General features: G+C 70.7%; 9 protein-coding genes. 7 read left to right on the top strand and 2 right to left on the bottom strand.

Features of this window, described 5'->3' with window-relative positions:
- Window positions 1-85: 85 nt before the first annotated feature.
- The 4 genes from WA640_RS28125 to WA640_RS28110 all read left to right on the top strand — a co-directional run bounded on the left by WA640_RS28125 (window position 86) and on the right by WA640_RS28110 (window position 10918).
- Window positions 86-1852 carry a glycosyl hydrolase family 28 protein gene (locus tag WA640_RS28125; RefSeq protein ID WP_335992193.1) on the top strand — a complete coding sequence of 589 codons (1767 nt, stop codon included), beginning with the start codon at window positions 86-88 and terminating at the stop codon, window positions 1850-1852.
- Window positions 1853-1879: 27 nt separating this feature from the next.
- Window positions 1880-5476: a putative Ig domain-containing protein gene (locus WA640_RS28120; protein WP_335992191.1), complete on the top strand. Its 3597-nt coding sequence runs from the start codon at window positions 1880-1882 to the stop codon at window positions 5474-5476.
- Window positions 5477-5501: 25 nt separating this feature from the next.
- Window positions 5502-6305: an alpha/beta fold hydrolase gene (locus WA640_RS28115; RefSeq protein WP_335992190.1), complete on the top strand. Its 804-nt coding sequence runs from the start codon at window positions 5502-5504 to the stop codon at window positions 6303-6305.
- Between the two features lie 89 nt (window positions 6306-6394).
- Window positions 6395-10918 (top strand): discoidin domain-containing protein, encoded by a 4524-nt coding sequence (locus WA640_RS28110; RefSeq protein WP_335992189.1) that lies wholly within the window; start codon window positions 6395-6397, stop codon window positions 10916-10918.
- 61 nt (window positions 10919-10979) lie between these two features.
- Here the strand turns inward: WA640_RS28110 and WA640_RS28105 are convergent, their stop codons facing one another.
- Both WA640_RS28105 and WA640_RS28100 read right to left on the bottom strand, forming a co-directional pair.
- Entirely contained in the window at window positions 10980-12662 is a 1683-nt protein-coding gene (locus tag WA640_RS28105) for an RICIN domain-containing protein (RefSeq protein ID WP_335992188.1), read from the bottom strand.
- Between the two features lie 157 nt (window positions 12663-12819).
- A complete protein-coding gene (locus tag WA640_RS28100) occupies window positions 12820-13851 on the bottom strand; it encodes a LacI family DNA-binding transcriptional regulator (RefSeq protein WP_335992186.1) in 1032 nt (343 codons plus the stop codon).
- A gap of 180 nt (window positions 13852-14031) precedes the next feature.
- On the opposite strand from WA640_RS28100, the gene WA640_RS28095 reads away from it, so the two are divergent.
- The 3 genes from WA640_RS28095 to WA640_RS28085 all read left to right on the top strand — a co-directional run bounded on the left by WA640_RS28095 (window position 14032) and on the right by WA640_RS28085 (window position 16786).
- Window positions 14032-15120, top strand: coding sequence for a non-reducing end alpha-L-arabinofuranosidase family hydrolase (locus WA640_RS28095; RefSeq protein WP_335992184.1), 1089 nt, complete (start codon window positions 14032-14034; stop codon window positions 15118-15120).
- Window positions 15121-15170: 50 nt separating this feature from the next.
- A complete protein-coding gene (locus WA640_RS28090; RefSeq protein ID WP_335992183.1) occupies window positions 15171-15791 on the top strand; it encodes an RICIN domain-containing protein in 621 nt (206 codons plus the stop codon).
- 86 nt (window positions 15792-15877) lie between these two features.
- The gene (locus tag WA640_RS28085) at window positions 15878-16786 is read left to right on the top strand and encodes an alpha/beta hydrolase family protein (protein WP_335992182.1); all 909 of its coding nucleotides are present in this window, start codon (window positions 15878-15880) and stop codon (window positions 16784-16786) included.
- Window positions 16787-16923: the final 137 nt, after the last annotated feature.

The raw sequence follows: 16923 nt of genomic DNA, 5'->3' as shown, positions 1-16923 counted from the left end.
GCGCCCGCAGCGGCCGACTCCCGCCGCAAATATCGAAAATTGCACATATTCAGCATGATCGTCCATCTGAAGGGGCGTACCGACCATGTCCGACCGCACCGACCGCTCACGAATCTCCCGCCGCACCGTACTCCAGGCGGGCACCGCGACCGCCGTCGCCGGGTACCTCGCCACCGGCTCACCCGCCTCTGCCGAGGAGGCCGGCGCCGACCGCGTCGAGGTCCACCCCGTACCCGACGGCATCCCGCAGAACGACAGCTTCGAAGTCCGCGTGCGCTCCGGGCGCCGCGGCCGGTGGCAGACCGTCGGCGTCTACAACACGACCCTCAAGACCATCAACGCCGCCACCGGCGGCGACCAGGTCCACCAGTCCTCGGTCGCCTGCTTCGAGTTCTCCGGCGAGGTCGACGTCAAGATCACCTACACCAAGGGCGAGATCGACAAGGCGCGCATCCGCCCGCTGTCCTACGGCATCGAACCCGACCTCGACGGCGACTGCCTCCGCTTCACCCTCACCGAGCCGCGCAAGGTCGTCGTCGAGGTCAACGACGAGCTCTTCGACTGCCTGCACCTGCTCGCCAACCCGATCGACGAGGATGCTCCCGACCCCGACGACCCCGACGTCGTCTACTTCGGACCCGGTGTCCACACCGGTGAGGCCGTGACGGTCGAGAGCGGCCAGACCGTCTACATCGCCGGCGGCGCGGTCGTCAAGCGCAACGTGTCCTTCGACAACGTGGAGAACGCGGTCCTGCGCGGCCGCGGCATGATCTACGGCGTCGAGTGGGGCGCGTCCCCGATCCGGTCCTCGCGGAACATCCTCGTCGAGGGCATCACGATCATGAACAACCCCACCGGCAACGCCATGGACATCGCCGAGTCCGAGCAGGTCACGGTCCGGGGCCTGAGCTACTTCAGCTCCGGGAAGTGGGGCGACGGCATCGACGTCTTCTGCAGCAGCGACGTACTCATCGAAGGCGCGTTCATGCGCAGCTCCGACGACTGCATCGCCCTGTACACCCACCGCAGCAACTACTACGGCGACGTCCGCAACATCACCATCCGCGGCTGCGCGCTGTGGGCCGACGTGGCCCACCCGATCAACGTCGGCACCCACGGCAACACCGACGACCCCGAGGTCCTGGAGAACATCGTCGTCAGCGACGTCGACATCCTCGACCACCGCGAACCGCAGATGGACTACCAGGGTTGCATCGCCCTCAACCCGGGGGACTCCAACCTGGTGCGCAACGTCCGCGTCCAGGACGTGCGCATCGAGGACTTCCGGTGGGGCCAGATCATCCACATGCGCGTGGCCTACAACCCCAAGTACAACACCTCGGTCGGCCGCGGGATCGAATCGGTCTTCGTCAGGAACCTCAGCTACACGGGCACCCGCGCCGGGACCGCCCTCCTGCTGGGCTACGACGCCGAGCACGGCATCGACGACGTGACCTTCCAGAACTTCAGCGTCAACGGCACCGTCATCGCCGACGACATGCAGAAGCCCGGCTGGTACCGGACGACCGACATGATCCCCATGCACGCCAACGAGCACGTGACGAACCTGCGGTTCCTCAAGGCCGCGACCGCACCGACCGCCGAGGCCCCCGAGCTCCTCGTCGCCGAAGCGGCCGAGTCGATCGCGGGCGCGCCGACGGTCCTCACCGTCAGCGCCCTCGGCTACCCCGAGTCCTTCGCCGCCGACGGCCTCCCCGAAGGGCTCGCGATCGACGCGGCCACCGGCGTGGTCTCCGGGGCCGCCGTCGCCGCGGGCTCGTACGACGTGGTCGTGAGCGCGGCGAACTCGGCCGGGACCAGCCAGCGGACCGTGGCCCTGACCGTCCGCTAGACCACCCCCGACCCCTTGGAGGACACGATGAACCAGTACCAGCCGACCCGCCGCGTCCTCCTCCGCGGCGCCGCCGGGACGGTGATCGCGCTCGCCCTGCCGACCGGCCCGGCGGCCGCCGCCACGACCGACGAGGCCTCCGGCTTCGCGTTCGCCCATCCCGGGCTGCTGCACCGGCAGGCCGACCTCGACCGGATGCGGGAGGCCGTCGCGGCAGGGGAGGAGCCCGTGGCCTCCGGGTTCGCGGCGATGGCCGCGCACGCCCGCTCCTCCGCCGACTACCGCGTGCGCAACACCGGGCAGGTCACCTCGTGGGGCCGCGGCCCCACCGACCACACTGCCGAGGCCGCCGACGACGCCGACGCCGCATACCAGAACGCGCTCATGTGGGCCGCCACCGGCGACGCGAGGCACGCCGACAAGGCCCGCGACATCCTCGACGCCTGGTCGGCGAGTCTTCAGACCATCACCGGCGCGGACGGCCAGCTCGGCGCCGGGCTCCAGGGCTTCAAGCTCGTCAACGCCGCGGAGATCCTGCGGCACACCGGCTACACCGGCTGGACGGAAGCGGCCATCGCCCGGTGCGAGGACTCCTTCAAAGCGGTCTGGTACCCCTCGGTCTCCGGGTACGCGCTGTTCGCCAACGGCAACTGGGACGTCGCCGCCCTCCAGACCGTCATCGCCGTCGCCGTGTTCTGCGACGACCGCGTCATGTTCGAGGACGCCGTCCGCTGCGCCGTCGCCGGACCCGGCAACGGCTCGATCACCGGCATCGTCGTCGACGAGGGCGGCCAGGGCCAGGAGAGCGGTCGCAGCCAGGCGTACGCCCAGCTGGCCCTCGGCCTGCTGTCCGACGTCGCCGAAGTCGCCTGGAACCAGGGCGTGGACCTCTACGGCCACAGCGGGAACCGCATCCTCGCCGGATTCGAGTATGTCTCCAGGTACAACCTCGGCGAGGACGTGCCCTTCACCCCCGACCTCGACCGCACCGGCAAGTACCTCAAGACCGCCGTCGCCGCCGGCAACCGCGGCCAGTGGCGGCCCATCCACGAGATGGCATACGGCCACTACAAGAGCCGCATGGGCCTGGACATGCCCTGGACCGAGCAGGTCGTCTTCCGCGGCGCCGACGGCGCGCGGCACGTCGAGGGGGTCAACGACGACCACCCGTCCTGGGGCACCCTCACCTTCGCCCGGCCCGCCGCGGCCCCCGGCGCACCGGCCTCACCGCCCCCCGCCCCGGCGGGACTCGCCGCGACCGCCGCCGACGGCGCGGTCACCGTCTCCTGGGCCGCCGCAGTAGACCCCGACGCGCTCGCGTACGCCGAGCGCTACACGGTCAAGCGCGGCGCCTCCGACAGCGACCTCACCGTGATCGCCACCGACCTGACCTCCACCTCCTACACCGACTCGGACGTCGAGCCGGGCCGCACCTACGTCTACGCCGTCGCCGCCGCCAACGGCGAAGGGACCGGACCCGACTCGCTGGGCATCGCCGTCGCGGCGGGCCTGCCCGGCCCCTGGTCGTACGCCGACGTCGGCGGCGCCCGACCGGCCGGGGCCGCCGCCTTCGACGGGCAGGCCTTCCGCATCGAGGCGGGCGGCAGCGACATCGCCGGGACGCGGGACCGGTTCGGCCTGACCTACCTGCCGATGACCGGAGACGGCACGCTCACCGCCCGGATCGTCCACCCCGTCAGCTCCCAGTACGCGAAGCTCGGCGTCACCATGCGCGAATCCCTTGAGGACGACTCCGCGCACGCCTCGATGCTCGTCCAGGGACTGCCGCTGCACGCCTGGAGCGGCGTGTGGACGACCCGCGCCCGCACCGGCCGCGGCACCGAGGCGACCGGCGCCGAACCCGTCCCGCCCTCCCAGCAGACCGCGATCACCACGGACGCAGGCTTCCCCATCTCGAACCTCGGGTCCCTCCCCTCCTCTGCCACGCCGCTTCCCTTCCCCTGCATCGAGGCGGCGAGCGACGGCTACCGGTGGCGCCGTCCTCACTGGGTCCGCCTGGAGCGCAACGGGTGCACCTTCACCGGTTCGATCTCCCCGGACGGCCGCGAATGGACCGAGGTCGGCTCCACAGAGCTCGACCTCGACCGGGAACTGCTCATCGGGCTCGCCGTCTGCTCGGTCCTCGGCGTCGAGGAGGACTGGGCCGAGACCACCACCGCGGCCTTCGACAACGTCACCGCCCCCGGCTGGTCGGCACCGGCCCCCGCCGCGCCACCCCTCGGCCTGCGCGCACGCACCGGCGAGAGCGCCGTCCACCTCGCCTGGACCTCCCCCGACGCCTCGGCCCGCTACACGGTCGAACGCAGCGGACCCGGCGGCGAGACCGCCACCGTCGCCGAGGATGTCGGCCCCGTCGGATTCGGCGTCGAGACCCGCTGGGCCGACGCGACCGGCGCCCCCGGCAGCGAGTACCGCTACACGGTCCGGGCACTGAACGCCTCCGGCACCGGGCCGGCCTCGGCACCGGCCGCCGCGGTCATGCCGTCCCCGCCTGTCCCGGAGTTCACCGGCCGCACCGAGGCGTACGCCGACACCGGCGCCGCCTTCCGGTACGCGATCCGCGCCTCCTCGCACCCGACCGCGTACACCGCGACCGGACTCCCCGAGGGCCTCGCACTCGATCCGGCCACCGGCCTCGTCACCGGCGTCCCCGCCGAGACCGGCGAGTTCGCCGTCGGCCTCACCGCCGCGAACGTCGCGGGCGCCGCCGAGGCGACCCTCGCCCTCACCGTCGGCGCGCCGCCCCCGGCACCGTGGGGCCATCGCGACATCGGCGACCCCGTCGCCGACGAGCAGCCGCTCGGCACGCGCGGTGTCGCCGCGATCCTCGAACCCGGCGGCGCCGCTTACGAAGAGGACACCGGAGCCTTCACCGTCCGCGGATCGGGCGGCGGCCTGAACCTCATCAACCAGGGCATGACCGTCCACTATGCGTTCGCCCCCCTCGAAGGGGACGGCACGGTCCTCGCCCGCCTCGCCGAGTGGGACGGCGCCGCCTCCGGCGGTGCGGCCGGGCTCGTCATCGCCAAATCGCTCTCGCCGTTCGACCAGGTCGCGGCCGCGGTCCTCGGCGGCGACGGCACCGCACGATTCTTCCGGCGCCCCCGCGTCGCCGCCGCCCCCGCCGTCACCGACGGACCGGTCGCCGCCGCACCGATCTGGCTGCGCCTGACCCGGGAGGGCGACGCCTTCGCCGCCGCGTCCTCACCGGACGGACAGGACTGGACCCCGATCGGCGAGCCCTCCCCGATCCCCACGTTCGGCGACGCGACGTACCGCATCGGACTCGCGGTCACCTCCGGCGATCCGACCGAACTGAGCACCGCCGTCTTCGACCAGGTCGCGGTGACCCCCTGGTTCCCGGCGCAGACGGTCGCCGCCACCGCACGCCGGTACTTCGAGCACCGCATCGCGACGGCGACCGCGGCGGCCTTCACCGCCGAAGGCCTGCCCCGCGGACTCGCGATCGACCCCGACACCGGCCTGATCTCCGGGACGCCGCGCACTCCCGGGAACTACACCGTCACCGTCACCGCCGCCAACGCCGCCGGAACCCGCACCGCCGCCGTGACCCTCGCCGTCGACCGCGGCGGCCGGGCGTAGGCGAGCGAACGCAGGAGGAGCACCCATGCAGCCCAGCGCGAACGAGCGAACACCGGTCGAGGTCGCCCCCGGCGTCATGCTCGACGTCGCCGTGCACGGCCCCCGGACCGGCGTCCCGCTCATGCTCCTGCACGGCTGGGGCAACAGCGCGCGATGGTGGGCGCCGGTCACCGCGCTCCTCCGGGACCGCCACCGCGTGATCGTCCCCGACCAGCGCATGCACGGCGCCTCACTCGCCCTCGCGGCCGGACGCGACGTCCCCGTGTCGATCCGCGCGCTCGCCGACGACGTGGTCGCGGTCCTCGACGCGCTCGGCGAGGACCGCGCCGTGCTCGTCGGCCACTCCATGGGCGGCCAGGTCGCCGCCGTGGCCGCGGACCGCCGGCCCGACCGCGTCGCCGGAACCGTCGTCGCCGACCCCTCCTACGGCGCCTCCGACGAGGAGATCGCCGCCGCGCCGCAGCGCCGCGCCCAGCACCTCGCGCTCGCGCGGGCCCGGCGGGCCGTCGTCCCGGCTAACCCCGGCGCCGAAGAGGAGCGGCACTTCGCGGCGCTCGCCGAGCTGTACGACTCCCAGTACCTGCGGCCCGACTCGGTCGGGGCCCGCCGGGACACGGCCGCGCTCCTGCGCCGCCGCACCCGGCAGTCCTTGACGGTGTACTCGACCGAGACCGCCGCAGCAGTCGAACTCGAACTCAGCCGCGGGTGCGCCGTGCACCCCGAAGTCGTCGTGTGGCCCGGCGTCTCGCACGACTTCCCCGTCCAGCGGCCCGAGATGTTCGCGAGCCTGGTCCGCGACTGGTCCCGGCGGGCCGCCGCGACCCCATGAGCCGCCGCGGCGCCCGTCCGTCTCGGGGCGCCGCGGCCCGACCCTGAAGCAGACGGACCCGTCCCATTCCCCGTGACAAAGGAGCCACCGTGAACCCCCGCCCGTCCCCCGGCCGCACGCACCGCGGCCTGCTGCGCAAGGCGTTCGCCCCTGCGATCGCCATCGCGCTCGCGATCGGCCTGGCGCCCTTCGCCCCCGGGGCCGCCGAGCCCGCCGCCGCCCAGGAGAGCGAAGCCTGCGACGTGCAGTTCAACTCGACGGTCTCCGAGGCCGGATTCACCCACCCCGGCATCGACTTGACCGAGCCGATCCTCCAGAACGTCCGCGACCAGATAGCCGCGGGCGCCGAGCCGTGGACCTCCTCCTTCGAGGCGATGAAGCAGTCCTACGCCGCCGCCGACACGGTCACCTCCTCGAACCGGTCGGGCACCGACCCGACCAAGCCCGCCTCCGACGCGTTCAACAGCCAGGGCTTCAACGCCCGCTTCGTCGACGACGGCCTGAAGTCCTACACCCAGGCCGTCATGTGGGCCCTCACCGGCGAGGAGGTGTACCGGGACAACGCCCTCGCGATCATCCGTATCTGGGAGCAGATGGATCCCGACAAGTACGTCTACTTCACCGACTCGCACATCCACACCGGGATGCCGCTGCACCGGATGCTCGCCGCCGCCGAGATCCTCCGCTACACCTCCTGCGCCGACGAGTCGTCGGTGTGGATGGACGCGGACACGCAGTCGCTGACCGCGAACCTCATCGAGCCCACGATCGCGACGTTCATGTCCTCCCCGGACCACTTCATGAACCAGCACAACTACCCGCTGCTCGGTTCCATGGCCGGGGCGATCTTCATGGACGACAAGGATCTCTACGACGAGAAGGTCGAGTGGTACACCGTCAACGCGACGGCGAAGGACCAGGGCTTCAACGGCTCGATCTCGCGCCTGTTCCGCTGGGTCGACACGAACGACGCCACGGGCGAACCCATCGACGACCCGCACGTGCAGCACGTCGAGATGGGCCGCGACCAGGCCCACGGCGGCGGCGACATCACCAACGCGCTCATCCTCGCCCGCATGCTCCTCGCCCATGGCACCAAAGTGGACCCAGTGGACGGCACGGTCTCGACCGCCGCGGACGCCGTGGGGCCCTACGAGTTCCTGAACGACCGCATCCTCGACGCCGCCGACTACTTCTGGCAGTACATGCTCGGCTACGACACCGAGTGGACGCCCGTGGCGTACGCGATCTCCCCTGACGGCACGATCCGCGACACCTACAACCACATCTCCCACTCCTACCGCGGCCGCTACGTGACCGCGAGCTTCTGGGAGCTGTACTACTACTACCAGTTCGCCAAGGGCGTCGACGTCGCCTCGGTCGCACCGTACTTCGCCGAGGCCTACGCCAAGCGCCCCGGCCCGCTGTTCTACTACGGCGGCAACCTCAACCACGCCTGGAACGTCGGCGACGGCGGCGGCGACTCGTGGCTGTTCGCGCCCGCCGCGGCCGCGGGCGAGCCCGTGCCCGAACTCCCCGCGAGCGGCACGATCCTCGAAGTCGAGGACCGCTACACCCACCTCGCCGGCGACGTCACCGAGGCCGACGGCCACCTGACCCTCGCACCCGGCGCGAAGATCGCCTACCTCAACGGCTCGACCTCCAGCACCGTCAACGGGTTCCGCGTCCGCACCGACGGCGAGGCCGAACTGCGATTCGGCTACGGCAACGACACCACCGTGATCGTCCCCGACACCGGAGGCGAGTGGAGGTACGTCGTCCTGAACCAGGCCCTCGGCGACATGCTCTTCATCGAGGCCGCCGGGTCCGCGGTCGACCTCGACCACATCAACACCAACGGCGCCAACGAGCTCACCCCGCCCGCCTTCGCCGACACGCCCGCCCGCGTCGTCGGCTGGGCCGGAGCCGAGCTCACCGCCGACCTCTCCGCCACCGGCGCCGAAGCGATCGCCTACAGCGCAGCCGGGCTCCCCGACGGCGCCGCACTCGACCCCGACACCGGCGGCCTCACCTGGACGCCGTCGCAGGCCGGAGCCGCGACCGTCACCGTGACCGCCTTCGACGGCGAGACCTCGACCTCCCGCCGCATTACCCTCGAAGCGGGCGGTGACCGGGACGAGGCGCTCGACCTCATCGCCGCCGGGCACGACCCCGACGCGGTCTACGAATCCGCCTCCGAAGCGGCCTACACCCTCGCCTACGAGACCGCCGACAGCATCCGCGAGACCGGCTCGGACGGCGAGTACACCGCCGCCCTGGCATCGTTCATGACCGCCGCCGACGCCCTCCAGCTCACCTCCCCGACCATCGAGGACGGCAGCCTCGCCTACCCGGGGCTGGAGGCCTCCTCGACCGCGGGCACGAGCATCGGGAACTGGACCGACGGCAACAACCAGACCGGCACCTGGTACGGGCAGGCCCAGAACCTGTCGCACACGATCGACTTCGGACCCGACTTCCGGGTCTCGGCGACGAAGTTCGGCTTCCAGAGCAACATCTTCGCCGACCGGCTCGCCAACTCGGCGGTCTACGGCTCGAACGACGGCTCCGAGTGGACCCGGCTGACCCCGGGGGTCACCGCGTTCACGCAGGACTTCAACACCCTCGACGTCGACCCCGACCTCCAGGACGAGGAGTTCCGCTACCTCAAAGTCCAGATGATCGAACCCCTGCCCGACGTCCTCTACGGCATCGTCCGGAACTTGTTCGAAATGAACGAGTTCCACATCTGGGGCGAACGCCGCGAGATCGGGAACCTCATCGACGCCGCCTCCATCGCCTCCGATCAGGCGATCGCGGGCAAAGTCGCGGTCGGCGACACCGTCGAGGTGACCGTCGCCGCCAAGGAACCGCTCGACGCCCTCACCGTGAACGTCAGCGGCGCCTCCGCCGAAGCGACCTCCACGGACGGCCTCACCTGGACCGCCGCCGTCGCCCTCGACGGCGTCGCCCCCGGCAACGCGGTTGTCACGGTCGACTACACCGCCGACGGCGAACCCGGACCGACCTTCTACGGCACCACCGACGGCACGTCCCTCTACATCGGAGGCGACCGCGACAGCCGCATCGACGTCGCCGGCCTCGCCACGGTCCTCGCCTCCGACAAGCAGTGGCCCGGCAACGGCCTCAGCGCCGAAGAGGTCGGCTACCTCCTCTTCGACGGCGACGCCGACACCGCAGGCGACCTGAACACCGGAACCGGCTCGTACTACACGATCGACTTCGGCGAGGACGCCGCCGTGCGGCTCGACGAAGCCTACGTCCTGCCACGCGCCTGCTGCGCCGCCCGAGCCAACGGCACCGTCGTGCAGGGCTCCGACGACGGCGAGACCTGGACCGACCTGACCGACGCCCTCACCGGCGCGGTCCAGGGCACCTGGCTCCGCCGCACCGCCGCAGGCGACGACCACTACCGCTACTTCCGCATCTACAACGCCGGAACCTGGAACGGCAACCTCGCCGAAGTCGAGTTCTACGGCGACCTCGAATACGGTGACGCCTACTTCGAGTCCCGCGTCCTCGACACCGCGACCGCGACGCGCGCCAGCGCCTTCCTCTACACCGAAGAGGTCGACCGGCTCCGCGCCGCGCTCGCCGACGAAGGCGCAAACCGCACGGCCATTCTCAACGAACTGCTGGCAGCCGCCGACCTGCTGGTCCCGCAGACCACGCTCTTCCCCGAGGTGGAACCCGACCCCGACCGCGTCACGGCCTCCAGCGTCTCCTGGTCCGGGGACGCCGACGCGGCCGCCAACGGCTGGCGCGCCTTCGACGGCGACGCGGCCACCTCGCCCGACACCACCACCGCTTCCGGCTGGGTCCGCGTGGACCTCGGTGAAGGGAACGAGACCGCGCTCGCCGGAGTGGACTACCTGCCGCGCACCGGGAACCACCTGCGCGCCAACGGGGCTCAGATCCAAGGTTCCAACGACGGCTCGACCTGGGACACCCTCGCGACGATCTCCGGGGTGACCCGAGCCGAATGGGGCAGCCTCGCGATCGACAGCACCACCGAGTACCGCTACCTGCGCTACTACACGCCTTCGGGCTTCGCCAACATCGCCGAGCTCGTCTTCGTCGAACGCGCCGTCGACCGGACCCTGGTCGACCTCCTGCGCGGCCGCGCGCTCCTCCTCGACGAGGCGGACTGGACCCCGGCCTCCTGGGCCGCGCTCGCGACGGCCGCGGCCGATGCCAACGCGCTCCCCGCCGACGCCGACCAGGGCACTGTGGACGCCGCCGCCGAAGGACTGCGGGCCGCGCTCGCGGGCCTGGTGTGGAACGTCCCCGACTGGGACGCGGACACCGCCTACCGCGAGGGTGACCGGGTCTTCTACGACGGCCGCGTCTTCACCGCGCAGTGGTATGCGAGCGGGCAGGTGCCCGGCGAGTCGGCTTGGGGCCCTTGGTCCGAGGTCGGCACCCGCACCCTCTGCGGCGACACCGTGGCCGCCGCCTGGACCCCCACCGGGATCTACGAGGAGGGCGACGAAGCGAGCATCGGCGGCTCGCTGTGGCGCGCTCAGTGGTGGACCCGCACCCAGGAGCCCGGGACGCCTTACGGTCCTTGGGAGCTCGTGAGCGGCTGCTGACAGCCGCCGCCGACGAAGTACGGGCCCCGGTCGACGACCGGGGCCCGTACTTCGTCGTGGTTCAGGCGACGCGGCGCAGCTGCCAGCGCTGCGGGACGCCGCCGGTGTCGGTCCACTGGAGGGCCCTGTCGCCGTTGGCTTCGCGGTTGCCGTTGTCGATCGCCCTGCCCGAGTGCTGGCAGACGAGCTTCACTGCGCCGCCTCCGACGTCGGTGATACGCCATCGCTGCTGGGCGGCGCCGGTGTCGGTCCACTGGACGAGGACGCCGCCGTCGCCGGTCGTGCTGCCGTTGTCGAGCGCCTTGCCCGAGTGCAGCGACACGAGCTTGTGGTAGCCGCCCCCGACGTCGGTGACGCGCCAGCGCTGCGGCGCGGCGGAGCCGTTGTAGGTCCACTGCATGGCCTGGGCGCCTTCGGCGGTGCTGCTGCCGTTGTCGAGCGCCTTGCCCGACCGCTCGCACATGAAGGTGTAGACGCCGCCGGAGACGACCGCGGCGGTCTGCCGCATGGCCGTGAGGGTGCCGAATCCGAGGTGGTCGTAGCCGCCTGAGGTCGATCCGTAGTCACCGCCGCCGCCTTCGACCCGCACCGCGGCCGCGATGCGGGCGGTGTTGGGCATCTGGAGGCCTTGGCGCACGACGTAGTGGTTGTAGACCAGCTCCCAGATGGGGCGTCCCTGGCCGCGGCTCGACGAGGAGATCGAGGTGTGCTCGTTGTAGGCGCAGTTGACGCCCGAGCCCCACGAGTAGTTCGTCCACGGAACGTCGTCGTAGCCGAGGTTGTACCGGGCGACGGCCTCGCAGGCCTTCGCGAAGGCGTTGCCGCGGGCGGAGTACAGGTCGACGCCCTGGTTCCAGGCCGTCTCCATGAACGTCGACATGAGGCCGATGCTGAGCAGGCAGTGCCCCTGGTCGCGGCCGAACTCCTGCATCTGGGCGTACTGGTCGTAGACGAAGGGGATGGCGTTGTCGATCGAGCCGTTGCCCTCGCCGTTCCAGAAGTAGTCGATCGCCTCGTTGACGAGCGCGCCGTCGTCGCAGAGGACGCCGATGGACAGCATGCTGTCCATCGTGCACAGGTCCCAGTTGGACCAGTAGTTGGTGATGCAGGCGCCGTTGTGGACTTCCAGGAAGTGCCGGTTCATGGGCAGGAAGACGTTCCGCATCATGTTCTGGAAGCGGCCCATGTCGAAGGTGCTGACGCCGCGCAGGAGCTCGGCGGCGTTGCAGAACTGGTAGCCGTAGATGCCGGCGGCCAGCCACCGGTCGGCGCTGCCGGTGATCTCCTGCAACGTGGAGGACCAGGCGTTGCAGATCTGAACGGCTTTGTCTCGGTGGGGGATCGAACCGCTGAGCCGGTAGCGCAGGGCGTTCTGGTAGGCGGCGGCGATGTCGTTGTAGAGGATGCCGTAGTTCTCGCCGACCCCGCCGCCGCGGACGATCGTCGCCTGCGGGTTGGGGTTCCAGCCGGAGGAGGCGTGGCTGTTGGCGATGAGCTTGTTCCAGCCGTTCAGCCACGGCTGTGCGCCGGCGGCGATCCGGGAGGCCATCCGGTCGAGGTCGGCCTGGGTGTGCAGCATCCCCGGGTGGGCGGCGAGTGCCCCGACCTCCTGGGCCTGGACCGTTTGGGCCGCACCGGCTCCGGCGAGGGCGAGACCGCCTGCGGCGAGGGCGCCCTGGAGCAGGCGCCGCCGTCCGAGCGGCCGCCCGCCTGTGGAGTCGGTGGTGTGATTGCGGGTTCGCATGGTGCTCCTTTGCCCCACGCGGCCGACTGCGCCGGGGGTCAGCGGGCCGCTTCCGTGAACCTTCACGGTATCGAAGAATCGATGAATATACAAGCCCTGCGCGTGGTCGTCCGACGAGAGCGGCCGCCTGGGCCTCGGTGCTCTTCCGAAGGTCCGCTTACCGCGGTGCGGAGGTGCTCTCGCGGATGACCAGTTCCGTGGCGAGCTCGATGCGCTGCTGCTCAAGGGTCTCACCGGCGGCGAGTGCCACGACCATGCGCGCGGCCGCGACTCCCATGGCCTTGAGCGGCTGGCGGATCGTAGTCAAAGGGGGAACGGTCCACTTCGCCTTCGGCAGGTCGTCGAAGCCGACCACGCTCAGGTCCTCGGGTATGCGGACGCCGAGCGCGGCCGCGGCATGGTAGACCCCGACCGCCATCCCGTCGTTGCAGGCGAAGACCGCCGTCGGCGGGGCGTCGAGTGCGAGCAGCTCCGTCGCGCTGTCCCGTCCGCCCTCGATCTGGAAGCCTCCCATGCGGACGAGCGCGGGGTCGAGCGGCACGCCTGCGAGGTCAAGGCCGGCGCGGAAGCCGTCGAGGCGGGCGCGGCTCGCCTCAATGTGATCGGGGCCGGTGATGACGGCGATCCGGCGATGGCCGAGCCCGACGAGGTGGCGGGAGGCGGTGAGGCCGCCGTTCCAGTTGCTGGCGCCCACTGAGGGGCCGTCGTGGTCGGGATCGCCGGCCGGGTCGAGGAGCACCATGGGGATGTCGCGGCTGTAGAGCCGGTCGATCTGCTCGGTGGTCAGGCCGGTGAACACCGAGACGACACCGTGCGGGCGCCGTGCGATCACCTCCTCGACCCAGTCCCTCCCCGGGACGTGGCGCCCGCCCAGTTCGGACAGGACCAGACCGAGGCGGTGCTCGCGGGCGACCTCCTCGACGCCGTTGAGGATCTCGATCGCGTAAGTTCCGCGCAGCTCGTGGAAGAGCACGTCGATCAGTGCGGCCGATTTCGAGGGGCGCCGCTGCCTGCGGTAGCCGTGGAGGCGGATCAGGTCCTCGATCTGCTCGCGGGTCGCTGCCGCCACGTCCGAACGGCCGTTGACCACTTTCGAAACCGTCGGAATGGAGACGCCCGCCAGTTCGGCGAGCTGCGGGATCGTCAAGGGGCCGTCGGGGACGGGCTCCGGTTCGGGGTCGGGGTTCATCGCGGCAGTCTAGCGCCGCGCGCCACATCCGTTTCAATTTACGCCTGAGGCGTTGACGTGATATCGATAACTCTCTATAGTTCGATTCATCTTATTTTCGTGATCTCGTTCGATCGTTTCGAGATCCAGTGGCTTGTGAGCGATAACAGCTTGCGGCAGGCCCTGACCGGAAGGAACTTCATGCACCGGATATTTCGCGGCAAGCTGCTGGGAGCGCTCGCAGCTCTTGCCGCGGCCGCGGCGCTGGCCGCGAGCGCCCTCACTGCGAACGCGCAGACCTCGGCGGACGCCGTCGAGGCCCAGGCGCTGCCGACGACGTTCAACTGGACCTCGACCGGCGCCCTCATCGGCCCCAAGCCGAACTCGACCCACAACGTCGTCTCGGCCAAGGACCCCACGGTGGTGCAGGACTCGACGGGGAAGTGGCACGTCTTCTTCACCGTCGCCAACACCGCCGGAGCCTGGAGCCTCGCCTACACGAGCTTCACCGACTGGTCCCAGGCGTCCTCGGCGCCGCACACGTTCCTCGACACGAACCCGAACATCGGCTCCCGGTACGCCGCCGCACCGAACGTGTTCTACTACGCGCCGCAGAACCTCTGGTACCTCGTGTACCAGACCGGCCTGCCCTCCTACTCCACCACGTCGAACATCAACGACCCGATGAGCTGGTCGGCGCCGCGCAACTTCCAGAACGAGATGCCGCAGATCGTCGAGGACAACATCGGCAACGGCTTCTGGCTCGACTACTACGTCATCTGCGACGACACCATGTGCTATCTGTTCTCCGCCGACGACAACGGCCACGTATACCGCGCCGAGACCACGGTGGGGAACTTCCCCAACGGGTTCACCAACACGCAGATCGTCTTGCAGGACACCAAGAACAACCTGTTCGAGGGCGGCGCGGTCTACAACATCGACGACTCCGACGACTACCTCCTCATGTGGGAGTCCATCGGCTCCAACGGCGCCCGCTACTACCGCGCCTACACCGCCGACACCCTCAGGAGCACCTGGCAGCCACTGGCGACCAGCCAGTCCGCGCCGTTCGCCGGCGCCGCGAACGTCTCGTTCCCGAACGGGGCGTGGACGACCGACATCAGCCACGGCGAGCTCATCAGGTCCGGCCACGACCAGACCATGACCATCGACACCGACAACCTCCAACTGCTCTACCAGGGCCGCGATCCGAACTCCGGCGGCGACTACTCGCAGCTGCCGTACCGGCTCGGCCTGGCGACCCTTGCCGGAGGCGCCACGTGCTGACCCCTCCGAATCCCTCATTCCCCGTCTCCGACAACGCCAAGGAGCTCCCGATGACATCGGCCGCACCCGACTTCTCGTTCCTGACCCGCTGGTCCCGCGGCTTCGCCGCGCTCGCGGCGGCGATCGTCCTCGCGACCGCGGGCCTCGTCGGCTTCGCCGCGGACCGCGCCGACGCGCAGCCGCCGAACACCAGCGACTGGTACACGATCGTCTCCCGCCACTCCGGGCTCGCCCTCGACATCCAGGGCGCCTCGACGGCGACCGGCGCGATCCTCACCCAGTACACCAAGCACGACGGCTACAACCAGCAGTTCCGGTTCATCGACTCCGGCGGCGGCTACTACCGGATGCAGGTCCGCCACTCCGGCCAGGTGCTCGACGTCTGGAACTGGAGCACCGCGAACGGCGCGACGGTCGCCCAGTACACCAACCTCAACGGCGCCAACCAGCAGTGGACGGTCACGAAGAACTCGGCCGGCTACTACACCTTCGTCAACCGCAACTCGGGCAAGGCGCTCGACGTCTACAACTACTCGACCTCCGCGGGCGCCGCGATCGTCCAGTGGACTCCAGGTGGCACCAACAACCAGCAGTGGTCCCTGATCCCGGTCGGTGCGACCTGTGGCGCCGACACGGTCCTCGCCGACATCGGCGCCGCCTCCATCGACTGACACGCCCGGCACCGGACCGGGCGATGCGCCGCGCACTCGGCGCGCACCAGCCCGGTCCGGTCCCCTCCTCGCGAAAGGACTTGATAATGTCCATGCCTCGACGCGCCCTCATCGGTCTCGGCGCCGCCGTCGGTGTTGCGGCCCTGATCGGCCCTGCAGCCCCCGCGCTGGCGCGGTCCGCACCGACCCAGACCTTCCCGCTCGGCGTCCGCCAGTTCACCTGGAGCCGCGCCGGACGCACCCTCGTCACCCGGATCTTCTACCCGGCCGCCTCCGGCACCCCCGGCGGCAATCCCGTTAGCAACGCGCCCATCGCATCCGGGCAGTTCCCCGTCGTGGAATGGAGCCACGGCCTCGGCGGCAACCCCGAGTCCTACGGCACCCACATCCGTCCCCTGGCGGCCGCCGGGTTCATCGTCCCCGCCCCGGTCTTCCCCACCACGACCACCGGCTCGGAGGGGAACATCGGCGACGTCTACAACGGCAACCAGTCCAAGGACGTCTCCGAAGTCCTCACCCAGGCCCTCGCCCTCGGCGCGGCGGGTTCCTGCGACGCCTTCGCAGGGCACATGGACACGACCCTCGGCGTCGGCGTCGCGGGGCACTCCCTGGGCGGCATGACGACCCACGGTCTGCTCACCGCCTGGCCCGACTCCCGGATCACCGCCGCGATCCCCTATGCCTGCGTGGACATGGGGAACCCGACCGGCGCGGTCAACGCGAAAGTGCTGTTCGTGCACGGTGACCAGGACCCGATCTGCCAGTACTCGCTCGCCCGCCAGGCGTACAGCGAGCTTCCGACGCCGAAGGCGTTCATGACCCACACCGGGCAGGGCCACGACGAGTTCATCTGGAACGGCCCCACCTACAACCAGACGGTCGCCACGAGCCTGGACTGGATGCGCTGGTCCCTCTACGGCGACACCGCCGCCCGCGACCGCCTCGCCTCCGACGCCACCGGCGGCGGCATCGTCTGGGAAGCCGCCCTCTCATGACCGAATCGAAGGGAACCCCCATGTCCTCCTGGCTCGAACACCCCGGCAGCCGCAGGCGGCTGCTCATCGGCGGGGCGAGTGCGCTCGCTGGCGCCGCCGCCGCGACCGCGTTCGTCCCGTTCACCGGTGCCGAGGCG

Origin of the sequence: Glycomyces sp. MUSA5-2, from assembly GCF_037034145.1 — a bacterium.
Taxonomy (GTDB): Bacteria; Actinomycetota; Actinomycetes; order Mycobacteriales; family Micromonosporaceae; genus Glycomyces; species Glycomyces artemisiae.
This window is presented reverse-complemented; position numbering and strand designations above follow the sequence as displayed.

Excerpts from the sequence above, each read along its gene's own strand:
- WA640_RS28095 (WP_335992184.1), top strand. The coding sequence starts at position 14,032 with ATGCACCGGATATTTCGCGGCAAGCTGCTGGGAGCGCTCGCAGCTCTT.
- WA640_RS28115 (WP_335992190.1), top strand. The coding sequence starts at position 5,502 with ATGCAGCCCAGCGCGAACGAGCGAACACCGGTCGAGGTCGCCCCCGGC.
- WA640_RS28085 (WP_335992182.1), top strand. The coding sequence starts at position 15,878 with ATGTCCATGCCTCGACGCGCCCTCATCGGTCTCGGCGCCGCCGTCGGT.
- WA640_RS28090 (WP_335992183.1), top strand. The coding sequence starts at position 15,171 with ATGACATCGGCCGCACCCGACTTCTCGTTCCTGACCCGCTGGTCCCGC.
- WA640_RS28125 (WP_335992193.1), top strand. The coding sequence starts at position 86 with ATGTCCGACCGCACCGACCGCTCACGAATCTCCCGCCGCACCGTACTC.
- WA640_RS28100 (WP_335992186.1), bottom strand. The coding sequence starts at position 13,851 with ATGAACCCCGACCCCGAACCGGAGCCCGTCCCCGACGGCCCCTTGACG.
- WA640_RS28105 (WP_335992188.1), bottom strand. The coding sequence starts at position 12,662 with ATGCGAACCCGCAATCACACCACCGACTCCACAGGCGGGCGGCCGCTC.
- WA640_RS28120 (WP_335992191.1), top strand. The coding sequence starts at position 1,880 with ATGAACCAGTACCAGCCGACCCGCCGCGTCCTCCTCCGCGGCGCCGCC.